This is a genomic window from Ornithinimicrobium faecis (genome assembly GCF_023923225.1).
GTDB lineage: Bacteria > Actinomycetota > Actinomycetes > Actinomycetales > Dermatophilaceae > Ornithinicoccus > Ornithinicoccus faecis.
In genome coordinates this window covers 146,955-161,919 of sequence record NZ_CP099489.1, presented here as the reverse complement: position 1 = coordinate 161,919, position 14,965 = coordinate 146,955, and the positions used below count along the sequence as shown (strand labels likewise).

Here is a 14,965-nt window from a genome sequence, read left to right as displayed (position 1 = left end):
TCACGACGGGACTCGCCGCGGCTCGGTGTCTGAACACTAGGACTGACCGCCGACAGTGATAAGACTCATCGGGTGAACTCTGTGGAACATGTCCGGGACCTGCTGCGCCACCACCCGCTCGTCGACGGGCACAACGATCTGCCGTGGCGGGCTCGAGCGCTGGTTGACTATGACTGGGACAAGCTCGACATCGCCGGCAGCACGCCCAACCACACGGACCTGCCGCGCCTGGCACAGGGCGGTCTCGGCGCGCAGTTCTGGTCGGTCTTCGTGCCCTCGAACCTGCCGCCGGACCAGGCCGTGATCCAGACCCTGGAGCAGATCGACGCGGTCTATGCGATGGTCGAGCGCTATGCCGACCGGCTCGGCCTGGCCACCACGGCCGACGAGGTCGACGCGGTCTTCGCCTCCGGTCGGATCGCCTCGCTGATGGGCGCCGAGGGCGGGCACTCGATCGGCTGCTCGCTCGGTGCCCTGCGCATGCTTCACCAGCTCGGTGTGCGCTACATGACGCTCACGCACAACGACAACGTGCCGTGGGCCGACTCCGCCACCGATGACGCGGTGCTCGGGGGCCTGTCCGACTTCGGCCGCGAGGTCGTGCGCGAGATGAACCGCATCGGCATGCTGGTCGACCTCTCGCACGTCTCGGCCGACACGATGCGCGACGCCCTCGCCGTGACGGAGGCGCCAGTCATCTTCTCGCACAGCTCAGCCCGCGCGATTTGCCCGACGCCGCGCAACGTCCCCGACGACGTGCTCGAGACCCTCGCGGCCAACGGCGGCACCTGCATGGCGGTCTTCGCTCCGCAGTTCGTCTCCCGGCAGGTGTGGGACTGGAAGGTCGAGGCCGCCGCCGCGGCCGCGCAGGAGGGCGTCGCCTCCACCGACCTGGTCGCCTTTGAGCCCTGGGTGGAGCGGTATGCCGAGGCGCACCCCCAACCGCAGGCCACCCTGGAGCAGGTGGTCACCCACGTGGAGTATCTGCGTGAGGTGGCCGGTGTCGATCACATCGGACTGGGTGGTGACTACGACGGCGTGGCGAACCTCCCGGTCGGGTTGGAGGACGTCTCGGGCTATCCGCGGCTGCTGGCCGCCCTCGCGGACCGCGGCTGGTCCGATGAGGACCTCGTCAAGCTGGCCGGTGCCAACGTGCTGCGCACACTGCGTGACGCCGAGGCCGTGGCGCGTGACCTGCAGACGAAACGTGGGCCGAGCCTGGTGCGTTTCGAGGCCTGAGGTCCGGATCGTCAGCGCACACCGAGGACCGGGGCGAGGGCTGCAGCCAGCACCAGTGAGCCCACGACCAGACCCAGTGCAGCCCCCACCGTCGCCACCACCGACGCCCTCGACCACGGCACAGAGGGCAGCGAGCGCAGGGTCAGCAGGCCGATGGGCACCAGCACCAGGGCGCCGCTGACGGTCCCTGGCATCAGGCTCCAGGAGGTCACGCTCAGCACAACGTGGCTGCCGCCGTTGATCAGGAACGCGTAGGCGATGCTGGCAAGCGCCCCGACGCCCCACCGTGCGCGGGTCGTCACGGCGACAACAGCGACGAGGAGCACCACCGTCGTCACCAGGACGAGGGCGATCGCGAACTGAGCCCCGTCACCGTGCAGCACCCGGCCTGGCAGCCACGGGTGGCCGGCCATCCAGCGGGTCAGACCGAACAGACCCTCCTCGACGTTGTGGAGTGCGAGGCCGCCGACCACCAGAGCCCAGAGCAACCAGGGTCGCTGGTGGGTGGTGTCGTCGTCGATGCGAGTGGTCTGGGAGTCCGGGGCGAGCGGCGGATCAACTGCCCCATACGATTGTATGGTCATCGTACGAGCGTATGGTATTGCCGTGAATCAGGCAAGAGACGGACGGACGCGCATTGCCGAGGCCGTGTGGCGCACGGTGGAGCGTGACGGGGTGGCGGGGGCCAGCGTGCGGGCAGTCGCGAGCGAGGCGGGCGTGACGGGCGGAACGGTGCAATACCACTTCTCGACACACGCGCGGATGCTGCACTTCGCGATGGAACTCCTGGCCGACCGCTTCACGCAACGACTGGTGGAGACACCCCGGACGGGCGAGGTCGCGGACTGGACGCGGGCGATCCTGTTGGAAATGCTCCCCCTCAGCGAGGATCGCCAGCGCGAGTTCAGGGTGTGGCTCGCCTTCACGACACACGCCCACACCGATCCCCAGTTGGCTGCGCTCAAGGAGTCCTTCGCCGAGCGGCTGCGCGAGCTCTACCAGCGTCTCTGCGACGCCCGTCGGGCCGCCGGTCTCGCGGGGGATGATCCACTTCCCGTGGTCGACCTGGCCGACGATCCCGGTGTCGCGATCCTGCAGGCCGTGATCGACGGGCTCGCTCTGCAATTGGCCGAGCTGTCCCCCGCGGAGGCCTCTGTCCGAGGGCCACGCCTCCTCGACCACTACCTGAGCGCGAGGTAGGTCACGAGCTGTATCCGCGGACGAAGACGCGCGGGCCGAGCCTGATGCGTTTCGGCGCACCTGGGAGACGGGTGGATGAGAGGCGTGACCGTCGGCAGTGGAGGCCTGACGGTTGCCCAGCCACTGTCCGTGCGAGACCTCTATCAAAAGACGGGCAGGCCGTACGAAACCTCTATCTTTTTTCGGGGGACGCAGGTGGGGCCGCACCACCAGGTGGTGCGGCCCCAACCGTTGTGCGTCAGCGTGACCTGACCGGAGTCAGATCTCTCGCTGTCTGGTCACTCTGCCGGGGGATAGGCCCCTTCCCAGCACAGACCCTCGACGCGGCACTCGGGGGCGGTCAGGCCCTCGTTGTCGCCGAGGTAGTCCACCAGGTTGGCCAGGTCCTCCGGGCCACCCTGCAGGTTGGTGCCGTCGGTGAAGGCCGTGAAGTTGTCGCCACCCTCCTGCAGGAAGGACAGCGTCGCAACGCGGTAGGTGACGTCCGACTCTGGGTCCATCTCCAGCGGGACGCCGTTGAGCGTCAGATTGCTTGCCTGCTCGCCGGCCGGCGCATCGCCGTCCCAGGTGTAGCTGAAGCCTTCGGAGACACCGAGTGCCAGGATCGGACGGCTGCTGCCCTCCGGCTGGGTCTGCTGCTCCAGGACCGCGTCGATCTGGGCGCCGGTCATGTCGATGCTGACCAGCAGGTTGCCGAACGGCGCGACGTCGTAGGCCTCAGCGTAGGTGATCTCACCCTCGGCCTCGTCATACTTCGGGGCCATCAGGAACTCGGAGCGGACGCCACCGACGTTCATGAAGGCGATCTCGGCGCCACCGTCCGCCTCGGCAGAAGTGCCGGCCAGGATGGAGTCGGCGATCAGGTTGGCCATCGGCGTCACCTTGTCGCGGTCGGTGTTGGAGTCACCCGTGATGGGCTCCGACACAGAGCCAACGTGCTGCCCGGCCTGGTCGTCGGCCAGCTCGGCCCACTTGTCCAGGATGGCGGTCTCGGCCGCGTCGGGCACGAGGTCCTCGCGGACAACCAGGTGGTTGGCCGCTGCCAGACCCTCGCGGATCACGTCACCAGTGGTGCGGTCGATCGGCAGGTTGGACGCAGTGACCACGCCGCCATACTGCGCGGCGGAGGTCAACAGGCGGGGCGCGCCGTCGGGGTCCGCCACCGTGCACACGTAGGGCTGGTGGGTGTGACCCGTGACCACGGCGTCGATCGAGGCGTCCAGACCCTTGTTGATCTCCATGATCGGGTTGGAGACGCCGACACACTCGTTGTAGTTGCCGGTGTTCTCGCCGCCCTCGTGCAGCAGCACGACGATTGACTCTACGCCTTCCGCCTGCAGGGCGGCGGCCTCGGCGTTGGCCGTCTCGACCTCGTCGAGGAAGTTGACATCCTGGATGCCACCCGGGCTGACCAGGGACGGGGTCGCCTCCAGCGTCATGCCGATGAAGCCGACCTGGACACCGTCAATCTCGCGGATCGTGGTGCCGGGCAGGTGCTCGACGTTCTCACCGTCGGACTTGTTGACCACGTTGGCGGCGAGGTAGTCGTAGTCGGTGCCGGCGAATTCATTGTTCTCGCCGCCGTCTAGGTACTCCACGTCGTAGCAGCCGTCGTCGTGGCAGCCACCGTTGACGATGCGCTGCAGCTCGGTGACGCCCTCGTCGAACTCGTGGTTGCCGACCGATGAGACATCCAGGTCGAGCACGTTGAGGCTCTCGACCGCAGGCTCATCGTGGAACAGACCGGACAGGAAGGTCGAACCGCCGATCAGGTCACCGGCGGCAACCGTCAGGGACTGGTCGTCGGCAGAGCCCACGCGCAACTCGTTGAGCTTGGCCGAGAGGAACTCGACACCGCCAACGACGTGCTGGTCGGGGTCGTGCTCCTCGGACAGGGTCTGGTCCTCCTCAGCCTCAAGGTGACCGTGGTAGTCGTTGAACGACAGCATCTGCACGTTGAGCGTGTTGGCCCAGGCCGGGAGGCTCTTGTTGATCTGGTTCTCAGCGGCGGGGCTGACGGCCTGCGGGCCACCCAGCAGGGCGACACCCTGCGGGGACACCGTGTTCAGCGCAGCAGCCGAAGCCTGCGGCAGCGAGCCAGCGCGGGAGAGCACCAGGGGTGCCCCCTCGAAGCCAGCCAGGCTGGAGCCGGTGAGGGCGTCCGGGAACTCGGTGCCGGTGGCCAGGAAGGCCCGGTCGACGTCCTTCTCATAGCGCTCGGCGAGCAGTCGGGCGGTCTCGTAGCGGTTCGCGCCACCGACGCGGCGAGTGTCCTCCACGACCTCGGCGACAGCTGCCTCGACGTCGCCGTCGACCGCAATCTGCTGACCCAGGATGACGACCGAGGACGGCTTGAGAGCCTCCAGCGCGGCCTTGGTGGCAGCCGGGAGGTGGTCTGACCTGGTCAGCAGGATCGGCGCGTTGGCGCGGGTCGCGACAGCACCACCGGACAGGGCGTCCGGATAGTTCTCACCCGAGGCCAGGAAGACGGTCGGGGTGCCCTCCGGCCAGCGCTCCGCGATGGCGGCGGCGGTCTCGTAGCGGTTGTCACCGTCGAGGCGCTCGGTGGCGCCCAGCTCCTCATAAGTGGCTTCGCTGACGACGTCGGCACCGCCGACCACGATGATCTGGGACGGTGCGAGGTCCTCCAGCGCGGCCTTGGTCGCGGCGGGGACGTGGTCCACCTTGGTGAGCAGGACCGGCGCGGCGTTGCCACCGTCCTGACCCTCGTTCCACAGGTTGTCACCCGACGGGGCGGGGCCGGCCTCGGCGCCGGCTTCGTCACGTGCGCTCAGCGCGTCGGCGTAGTTCTCGCCGGACGCGACGTAGACCACGTCCGCGCCGTCAGGGTATTCGGCTGCGACCGCGGCGGCGGTGGCATAGCGGTCGTCGCCGCTGATGCGCTCGGCCTCATCGGCAGCAGGGGCTGCCACGGGGCTGTCGGACTGCGTGCCGTCCTCGGGGTCGGCCTGGGCGGCCGTGGTGCTCATGGCAGCGCCACTGGCCACCAACGACGCGGCTGCGATCGCGGCGAGTGGGCCGCGTCGCCACCGGCGGTGGGAAAGGGTCATCAATTCGCTCCTTCTAGATGGACGCCAGGACGGCGCTCACGGGCAGGCGCTGCTGCCGCTCCGCGGTCGCGCGCCTCCGGCGAACCTAGTCGCAGTCAGTGACATTGCGCTACCCCCACAGTTGACGCAACATGAACAAACAAGACCCCCAACCACGCCGTATGCCGGCAGGTCAGGGGCCTCGTAGCCGTCACCTCAGGTTCTGGGTCGGGCGAGATGTGTTGCGGGAGAAGGTCAGCGGCTGCGGCCGCCGCCGCGCGAGCCGGCGGAGAACGCCGCAGCGCTGCCACCGGAGCTGCTGGAATAGCGCACGGCCGAGCCGGAGCGCTGGCTGCCGCCGGAGCGACCGGAGCCGGAGCGAGCACCGCCGGACGGTCCACCGGACCGCCCACCAGAGCGACCACTGCCGCCCTGCGAGCGTCCTCCGCCACCCTGACCACGGCCGCGCTGGCCACCGCCACCCTGACCGCGACCGCGCTGGCCGCCGCCGCCCTGACCACGACCGCCGCCCTGACCCCCGCCGTTGCGCTGGCCGTTCTGCTGCCCACCGGCGGGGACCGGCGGAACGAACGCCCCGGCATACACCCGCTCGCCCGGAGCCAGGTCTGCCAGCAACGGGTGCGACTGGTCGACCCGGGTGGTGGTCGGCTTGATGCCGGCCTTGCGCGTCAGGTCACGCACGTCGCGGACCTGGTCGTCGGTCATCAGCGTGATGACCGTGCCCGAGTTGCCGGCGCGCGCCGTGCGACCCGAGCGGTGCAGATAGGCCTTGTGCTCGACGGGCGGGTCGGCGTGGATGACGAGTGCAACGTCGTCGACGTGGATGCCGCGGGCCGCGATGTCGGTGGCCACGAGGGTCTGCGCGGCACCGCTGTGGAAGGCGTCCATCGTGCGGGTGCGGGCGTTCTGGCTCAGGTTGCCGTGCAGCTCGACGGCGGGGACACCGGAGGAGTTGAGCTGGCGGGCCAGCTTCTTGGCGCGGTGCTTGGTGCGGGTGAAGACGACCGTGCGGCCCGGGGCCGCCGTGAGGTCGAGCAGCACCTTCAGGTGACCCTCGTTGCTGACGTGCAGCACGTGGTGGCTCATCGCGTCGACCGGCGACTGCTCCGAGTCAGCCTCGTGGGTGACGGGGTTGTGCAGGAAGCGCTTGACGATGACGTTGACGCCGGCGTCCAGGGTGGCGGAGAACAGCATGCGCTGACCGTCACGGGGCGTCTTGTCCATGATGCGCTTGACCCCGGGCAGGAAGCCCAGGTCGGCCATGTGGTCGGCCTCGTCGAGGATGGTGATCTCGATGTTGTCCAGGGTGATGTGGCCCTGGCCCATCAGGTCCTCGAGGCGTCCCGGGCAGGCGACGACCACGTCGACACCGGCGGCCAGGGCACGGACCTGCGGGTTCTGGCCGACGCCGCCGAAGATCGTCATGGTCTTCAGCCCGGCAATCTGGGCCAGCGGCGCCAGGGCGGTCTCAAGCTGACCGACGAGCTCACGGGTCGGCGCGAGGATCAGGGCGCGGGGGCGCTTGGGGGTGCGGCGACGACCCGAGCCCATCAGGCGGGTGACCATCGGCAGGAGGAAGGCATAGCTCTTGCCCGAGCCGGTGCGGCCACGGCCGAGCACATCGCGGCCGGCGAGGCTGTCAGGCAGCGTCGCGGCCTGGATCGGGGTGGGGGTGGTGATGCCCTGCTTCGCGAGGTGGTCGCACAGCGGGGCGGGCACGCCGAGGCGCGCAAAATCTTGGGACACAGGGAGACTCCGAGTCTTCACAGTTGGTGTCTCACCCATCGCGCGCCAGTCACTGCATCGTTGCAGTCGATTCATCAGGGCGCAGCGGCATTGAAATCGCCAACACGGGGGCTCGCGTGCACTGCAGGCAGCCCCGCGGCAAGACGGATCGGGGGTGCTGTCCACCAGTGTAGTGCCTCGGGGACCACCTCGTGACCACCGCACCACCAAAGGCCTGGTCGTGACCACATGACGAGGGCCCGTGCCGGAGCCGCGGTGGCGGCTTCGACACGGGCCCTTGCCCTCAACGAACTAGTCGATCGAGGTCAGGTCCAGGATCGCCTGGAGGGCCTCCTCGACGTTGGTGTTGATCGCGATGGGACCACCAAACAGGGTGATGCCCTGCGGGCTGAGCCGCTCGGCCTCTGCGGCCACCGCGTGCGGCAGCTTGTCCGAGCGGGTGATCAGCAACGGCGCATCCTGCGACGCCGTCAGCGCAGCACCGACCAGTGCGTCGGGGAAGTTGGTCCCCGATGCCACATAGAGCCGGTCGCTGTCCACCGGGTAGTCCGCGCTCAGCGCGACAGCCGTCTCATAACGGTTGTCACCAAAGACCCGCGTCGTGGGCGCGATCTCGCCCAGCGCCGCCTCGACCTCCGCAGAGACCGCGATCGGTCCACCGACCAGGACAATCTGCTCTGGTGCGAGGTCGGCCAGGGCCGCCTCGGTCACGTTCGGCAGGTTGTCCGCCTGCGTCAGCAGCACCGGCACCTCCTGGCTGCCGGCCGCTGAGGCCGAGGTCAAGGCATCGGCCAGGGCCAGCTCTGCACCCTCAGCACCCGTGCCAGTCGCCACGAACACTGTGCCACCGGTCGGATAGTCCTCCGCCAGTGCGGCGGCCGTCTCGAACCGGTCGCCACCACCGATCCGGGACACGTCCGCACCGGTCTCGGCCAGCTCGGCCTCGACGGACGGGTGAACGGCCAGCTGACCACCGACAATGACGATCTTCTCCGGGTCCAGGTCCGCCAGCGCAGCCGTGACAGCCTGGGGCACGTCATCGTCCTTGACCAGCAGGATCGGTGCCGCGCCATCCGCAGCCACGTCCGGGCCGCCACCGGCCACCGCACCGGTGACCAGGGCATCCACACCCTGGGCATCGGCCAGACCGTTGGCAACATAGACCGTGCTCGCGCCGTCCGGGAACTCCGAGGCGATCAGCGTGGCCGTCTCGTAACGGTCATCACCATCGATCCGGACGACCTCGGCCGGCTCCGGCGGAGCCTCCTCCTCCGTGACCGTCAGAGTCACCGGCACGGTCACCGTCGGACTCTGCGCATCGTTGGAGCTGATGCACAGGGCCGCGGTGTGCTCGCCAGCCTCGAGGCCAGCGGCGTCAAATGCCAGCGCCAGATCCGTGTCCGCGCCCGGGGCAACCGTCCCAGTGGTCGGCGTGACCGCCAACCAAGCAGCGTCCGCCACCTCGCACGAATCACCAGCTGCAGCCTCGATCACGTCGAAGTCCAGGTCAGCCTCACCGGTGTTGGCCACCGACACTGCCGAGGACCCCGTGTCACCGGTCTCCAGCTCCAGCTCCACCGAGGTCGGGTCGACCTGGATCACCGGCACGGCCGGCGGTGCATCGGTGACCGACAGGGTCACCGGCACCGTGGTGACCGGTGCATCCGGGTCGTTCGACTCGATGCACAGGTCGGCCGTGTGGTCGCCGACTGCCAGACCGGTCGAGTCCAGACCGACCGTCACCGCCAGCTCGTCACCGGGCGTGATGGTGCCCGTGGTCGGGTCCACCGTCAGCCACGCAGCATCCGTGACCTCACAGGCGGGCGGCACCTCAGCAGCCTCGTAGGAGACCGTGTCGACACCGATGTAGCTGGAGTTGACGCCGAGGGGGCCACCGTCGGGCACGAAGTAGTGCAGGCCGATCCGACCGGTGGTCGGCGCTTCCAGGCCCTCGATCGTCGCCGTGTACTGCGTCCACTCTCCGGGGTAGCCGGTGGGCGTCAGGTCTGGGTTCACCGACAGCAGGAGCGTGTCGAAGTCACCCACACCGTCGTAGCCGGAGCCAACATCTGTGGAGTCACCGCTGGTCGAGAGGCGGACCTCCAGCCGGTCAACGTATGTTGCCGGGTTCTCAGGAGTGCTGGTCCAGAAGGAGAACTCCGAGCCGTTGACCAGGTCCACCTCCGGAGTCATCAACCAGTTGCTGATGTGCCCCGGGTCAACACCCGCGTTGTTGAAGTTCGCGCCGACATAAGCATCCGACGCACCCTCATACGCCGCCATCACGTCCGGGTTGCCCTGGAACCAGTTGGTCCCACCAACCGGCTCGCTGTTGTTGGTCATCGCCCAACCAGCACCCGGGAGGGCGGTGACGTCGTCAAAGCCCTCGGAGAGTGAGGCCACGGTCGGGACCGCAGCCGGCTCGACCACGGCCGGGGCAACAGCCGCACCTGCGCCGTCGGCGCTGGCGTGGGCACGGTCAGTGCCCACCGGGAGCTCGGGACGCTCAACGTCCGAAGCCGCTGCAGCGGCCTCCACCTCGGAGATGGTGACCTCCAGGTCGGCCGTGCCGGCGTTGCCGATGGTCAGCGTCTGCTCGGTCTGCTCGTCCGTGAGCTGGGTGCCCTCGATCGAGGTCGGGTCGACCGTGATCGCTGCCGAGTCGGCGACCGTCAGCGTCACGGGGACCGTGGTCACCAGAGCCGCCGGGTCGTTGCTCTCGAGGCACAGGTCGGCTGTGTAGTCACCGTTGGCCAGGCCAGCCGAGTCGAAGGACGCGGTGACCTCGGTGGAGCCGTCAGGTGCCGTCGTGCCCGAGGTCGGGTCGAGCGTCAACCAGTCGGCGCCACACGCAATGGGCTCGGCGTCACCCTCGATCCGATAGGCCAGGTCGCTGAAGGTGCCGACGAGGTCCACGATCGGGGTCCAGTCCCCGGTGCCAGGACCGAAGAGGAAGTCCTCGTCGATCAGCATGCCGGGGTTGCCCGATGGGGTGCCCTGATACCAGTTCCACCGGTCGTTGAGGTTCGGCGACGGGTCGGTGACGGTCGGGTACACGGACAGCCAGTAGGTGCCCGCCGTGAGGTCAATCGTCGCGCCTGTGGCCGCGTCGATGTCGAGGGTGATCTCGTTGTCCACGGTGCTCACACCTGCGCCGTCCGGCGCGCTCGTGTGGGCCCAGACCTGCTCGCCCGGAACTCCGTCAGCGTCGGCGAAGATCTGCCAGTCGATGGACGGCACGCGCTCCGCGAGGTCCATGCCGGTCCAGAAGCCGGGCGTGTGGACCAGGTCGAGCGACGCGTCAGCCGCCAGCGTGAAGTCGTCGGCTGCGAAGACGCCACCACCGTCGTTGGGGAAGTCATCACTGACGATGCCGCTGGTGCCGTTCACCTCCTGCTCGGCCAGGACAGAGCCCTCGCCGTTGACCTCCGTGACGAACTCCCACGTCAGGTCCTCGCCACCGGTGTTGCCGATGGTGAGGGTCTGCGTGCTGACCGTGTCAGTGCGCTGCGTGGCCTCCAGGTCCGACGGGTCGACGTCGATGACCGGCGGGTTGGAGGGGACCTCGTTGCTCGCGGTGTTCACCGCGACCGGCAGGTGCTGGCCGGCGATGTCGCTGCCGTCCGCGTGCTGGTCGGTGGTCTCGAGCGCGATGTTGCCAAAGGCCCACGAGCCGACGGTGGCCGAGGAGACGTCGGCGGTGACCGTGATCTCCTGGCTGGCGCCCGACTCAAGGGTGAAGGTCTCGGGGGTCACGGTGACGGTGACGCCCTCGGGAGCCTCGACAGTGGCGGTGTAGCTGGCTGCGCCGTCGGCGATCGAGGTGACGGTGCGGGTCCAGCTGCACTCGCCCTCGCAGGCGGTCTCAACGAAGGCCGGCAGGTTCAGCGTCGACGGCTCGCCGCCGACGTCCGGGTTGGCCGCCACGAAGTTCTCGCTGGTCTCGTCGAGCGCGAGTCCGGCGCGGCCGGCCTGCTCGATGTTGATGCGGCCGGAGCCGATGTCGAAGGCGTCAGCCGGGGTGGAGCCATCCTCCTTGAACAGGTCGGTGTCGGCCGTGCTGGCGAGCACCGAACGCAGCTGCGTCGGGGTGAGGTCCGGATAGACCTCGCGCAGCAGCGCCACAGCACCAGCAGCGTGCGGCGACGCCATCGAGGTGCCGCTGATGACGTTGTAGTCCAGCGGGTCACCGTCGTAGGCGGCAAGGATGTTCACGCCCGGTGCAGCGAGGGTCGGGGCGAGCATGTCGAACTGGCTCGGGCCACGGGAGCTGAAGCCAGCCACCAGGTCGGTCCAGGTGTCGTCCTCGACGAGCACCACGTCGGTGCCGATGGAGGCCTGTGCGCCCTCGTTGTCCGCGAGATAGGCCTGCAGGGCCTGACCGGACTCCAGGGTGGTCATCACCGCGGGGATGGTCGTGGTCTCGAGGCCACCGGGTGCCGTGGGCGGACCGCTGACGTTGTTGTACATCACGACGGCGATCGCTCCAGCAGCCTGGGCGTTGACGACCTTGTCCGCGAAGTTGCAGTCGCCGCGCTGGATCAGCGCGAGGCCGTCAGCGAAGGCGTCAGCCGGGAAGGCCGCGCACCCGTTGGCGTTGCCGGGGGTCACTGCCTCAGCGTCGAAGAGACCGCCGGCGAAGACCTCGGTGATGCCGGGGCCATCACCGGGGAAGCCCGGGATGCCGACGAGCTCGGCCGGGGCACCGTCGTCGGTGATGGAGACGGGGTTGCCGAAGACGCGGTTGTGGGTCGTCGCGGCCACGGAGAGGTTCCACGGGCCGGTCTTGGCCACGGTGCTCGCACCGGGGCCGTCGTTGCCGCCGGAGGCGGAGACGCTGATCCCCGCGTCGTGGGCGTCCAGGAAGGCCAGGTCGACCGGGTCCAGCCACGGGTCGTCCGAGCCAGAGATCGAGTAGTTGATGACGTCGACGTTGTCGGTGATGGCCTGGTCGACGGCCGCAATGGTGGCCGAGCTCGGGCAGCCGGGGGCGCAGACCTTGTAGGAGATCACGTTGGCGTGCGGCGCAACGCCGGAGACCTCGCGCTCGAAGTCGGCGGTGCCCAGCGTGAACTGTGCCGTGTGCGCGTTGCCGGCCATGGTGCTGCCGGTGTGGCTGCCGTGGCCGTCGTTGTCACGGGCGGTCGGGCCGTTGTAGGTGTAGGCACCGATCAGCTTGTCGTTGCACTCCAGGCCGGCCTCGGTGTTGCAGGCACCCAGGAAGGTGCCCGCACCGAGCGGGTTGGTGTGCACATAGCCGTCGCCGCCCTCAGCAGCGAAGGCCGGGTGCTCGGGGTTCACGCCGCTGTCGATCATCGCGACGATCAGGCCCTCGCCCTTGGTGGCGATCTCGGGGGCGTTGGCGCCGTCCCACGCCGCCGCGCTCTTGATGACCTCGTGGCTCACATCGGTGTCCAGCTCGCGGACCGCGTCCGGATAGACCGCCGTGACGCCCTCAACATCCCAGAGCTGAGCAGCCTCGTCAGCGTCGGCCTCGACGGCAATCGCGTTGAGGACATTGGTGTAGGTGTGGGCCACGGTCACGTCGCGGCCCAGCGTCGAGGCAATCTCCGCCTCGAGGTCGGCCTGCTCGGCCACCAGCTTCTCGGCGTGCGCCTCGGCGCCCGCGCTGGTCGTGCCGAACTGGGCGACCGGAGCAGACTCTGCCTGCACGATCCACAGGCCGGTCTCGCTCTCGACTCCCTCGAGAGCCTCACGGGTGGACTCGCTCGCCTGCGGCGTCGAGTCGGCGGTCGCCAGCAGCGACGGCTGGTCACCATCTGGTGGTGGTGGATCTGCACTCACAGCCGGAGCACCCATACCCAAGAGTGCGACGGCTGCGAGAGAAGCAATCAAACGGCGTGGTGCGCGCAAGTTGGATCTCCCTATTCACGGTGTTGGCCCTCCCATTAGGTGCCGAGCAGTCAACCCGCACGGCAGCCACTGGTGAGCGCCAAACATCCCCGATCAGCGCAGCCTCACCGTGTGACCTGTCAGAACGGGGGTGCTGCCAACGGTCCACACCCCCACGACACCCGGAGCCTAGGGTCCCTCAGCGCAACTCACAAGGGTTTCTTCATGCTGAGGCAAAGCGTTATCAAAACGTTGCCTCAACGCCCTGACCTGCATCTTTAGCGCACGTACCATATTTTTAGACTCAGTCTCAGGCGACACTCTGGGGTGACTTTCAGGACTTCGTCCTGTTTAGGTCAAGCGGAAGCAAGAGACCCCCTCAACGACAGACCTGTCACCCACGACCGGGTATGCCGAGGCGAACCCGCTCAGCCAACGTCACCCTGAGCGTGGGCCTGGGCGGCCTGGACTGGGGTCCCGACTGTGCCGCACCACCGACAGGTGCACCCGTGGTCCAGACCGAGCCGGCCCAGCTCCTCCCTGGCAGCTGTGCGGCGTCGGAGCATGACCGCGATCAGGACGGCCGAGCCGATCGCCAGCAGCGCGAGCAGCCCGACGTTCACCACCGTCAGCACCGGGAAGACCGGATCCGAGCCCTGCCCGAACAGCGAGTAGCCGAGCGCCACCAACGACACGGCGAGCAGGACGGGAAGGGTGACCAGCAGCGTGCTCGCGGTCCTGATCTTCTCCTGCGGAGTCATGGCGGGTCGGGCTGGGGGAGACGCCGGCGCCTCGAGCGGGGCAACCGTTCGGCCACACTCCCGGCACTGGCACCAGTGCTCGTCGGCAGACACGATGTGAGCCGCCAGGTTGCGGCGGGCGACCACGGTCAGCCAAACCACCGCCGGTGTGAGCACGACCAGGCTCAGGAGTCCGACGGGCACGACCGGGAAGTGCCACCAGTTGACGTGGCGTCCGAGCAGGAACGTCATCACCAGGATGACCACCTCCAGCAGGAGCACGATGACCAGCAGGGCCACCACGACGTTCTGAAGGCGCAAGGCGGCCTGCGGGCTGGTTGGTTGCATGGCGTCTCCAGTGGCGCGATGACCCGGATCCCCGTGGTGGGCCCGGACTGGTGTCGGTGTCGGGGAACAGAACACCACAGTCCACGCCCCAGCCACAGTCGTGGCCGTTACCGGCGCGCCACTGGACCGATGCCCCCGCCGGGTGGATGATCGGACCCTGGCCCACGGCATACGCAAGGAGGCGTGCCATGACCACAGGACAGGGAACGGTCACGACGGACCCCCGGGTCCGCGAGCGGCCGCAGATGTGGAAGTTCTTCGTCTACAGCGCCATCGGTGCCTTCATGTTCTTCGTGCCGATCACGGTGAACGGCAAGAGCTCGATCCCGCTGGACCACATGGTGACCTGGATCCGCGACACGGTGCCGGACGTGCTGCCCTACTTCGCGCTCGCCATGCTCGTGGCGGGCGCCGCGTATCCGTTTGTGTCCGGCACCTGGAAGAACTCCCTGGTGAGCAAGATCTTCTCGGTGCTCAAGGTCTTCGGCATGATCGTCGGCTTCCTGCTGGTCTTCGAGGTGGGCCCGGCCTGGCTCTTCGAGCCCGACATGGGGCCGTTCCTGCTCAACAGCCTGGTCATCCCGGTCGGCCTGCTCGTGCCGATCGGTGCGGTCTTCCTGGCCCTGCTCGTCGGCTATGGCCTGATGGAGTTTGTCGGGGTCCTCGTCCAGCCGATGATGCGACCGGTCTTCAAAACGCCGGGGCGCTCTGCGGTGGACGCCGTTGCGTCGTTCGTGGGCAGCTAGTCCCTCGGGCTGCTCATCACCA

At 68.5% G+C, this 14,965-nt stretch carries 8 protein-coding genes; 3 read left to right on the top strand and 5 right to left on the bottom strand.

Annotated features, from left to right (window positions below; genetic code table 11):
• The first annotated feature begins 72 nt into the window (after positions 1-72).
• Positions 73-1,239: a dipeptidase gene (locus tag NF556_RS00665; protein ID WP_252593584.1), complete on the top strand. Its 1,167-nt coding sequence runs from the start codon at positions 73-75 to the stop codon at positions 1,237-1,239.
• Positions 1,240-1,250: 11 nt separating this feature from the next.
• On the opposite strand, the gene NF556_RS00660 is transcribed toward NF556_RS00665, so the two are convergent.
• On the bottom strand, positions 1,251-1,823 hold the full coding sequence (locus NF556_RS00660) for an HXXEE domain-containing protein (protein WP_252593583.1): 573 nt from the start codon (positions 1,821-1,823) through the stop codon (positions 1,251-1,253).
• 22 nt (positions 1,824-1,845) lie between these two features.
• Between NF556_RS00660 and NF556_RS00655 the strand changes: the two genes are divergently transcribed.
• Positions 1,846-2,439 carry a TetR/AcrR family transcriptional regulator gene (locus tag NF556_RS00655; protein ID WP_252593582.1) on the top strand — a complete coding sequence of 198 codons (594 nt, stop codon included), beginning with the start codon at positions 1,846-1,848 and terminating at the stop codon, positions 2,437-2,439.
• Between the two features lie 278 nt (positions 2,440-2,717).
• Here the strand turns inward: NF556_RS00655 and NF556_RS00650 are convergent, their stop codons facing one another.
• From NF556_RS00650 to NF556_RS00635, 4 genes are all read right to left on the bottom strand, one after another.
• The gene (locus tag NF556_RS00650; protein ID WP_252593581.1) at positions 2,718-5,510 is read right to left on the bottom strand and encodes a cell wall-binding repeat-containing protein; all 2,793 of its coding nucleotides are present in this window, start codon (positions 5,508-5,510) and stop codon (positions 2,718-2,720) included.
• 234 nt (positions 5,511-5,744) lie between these two features.
• A complete protein-coding gene (locus tag NF556_RS00645) occupies positions 5,745-7,295 on the bottom strand; it encodes a DEAD/DEAH box helicase (protein ID WP_425607058.1) in 1,551 nt (516 codons plus the stop codon).
• 252 nt (positions 7,296-7,547) lie between these two features.
• Positions 7,548-13,061, bottom strand: coding sequence for a choice-of-anchor J domain-containing protein (locus tag NF556_RS00640; RefSeq protein WP_252593579.1), 5,514 nt, complete (start codon positions 13,059-13,061; stop codon positions 7,548-7,550).
• Positions 13,062-13,537: 476 nt separating this feature from the next.
• Positions 13,538-14,197, bottom strand: coding sequence for a hypothetical protein (locus NF556_RS00635; RefSeq protein ID WP_252593578.1), 660 nt, complete (start codon positions 14,195-14,197; stop codon positions 13,538-13,540).
• A gap of 188 nt (positions 14,198-14,385) precedes the next feature.
• On the opposite strand from NF556_RS00635, the gene NF556_RS21485 reads away from it, so the two are divergent.
• Positions 14,386-14,943: a hypothetical protein gene (locus NF556_RS21485; RefSeq protein WP_306271338.1), complete on the top strand. Its 558-nt coding sequence runs from the start codon at positions 14,386-14,388 to the stop codon at positions 14,941-14,943.
• Positions 14,944-14,965: the final 22 nt, after the last annotated feature.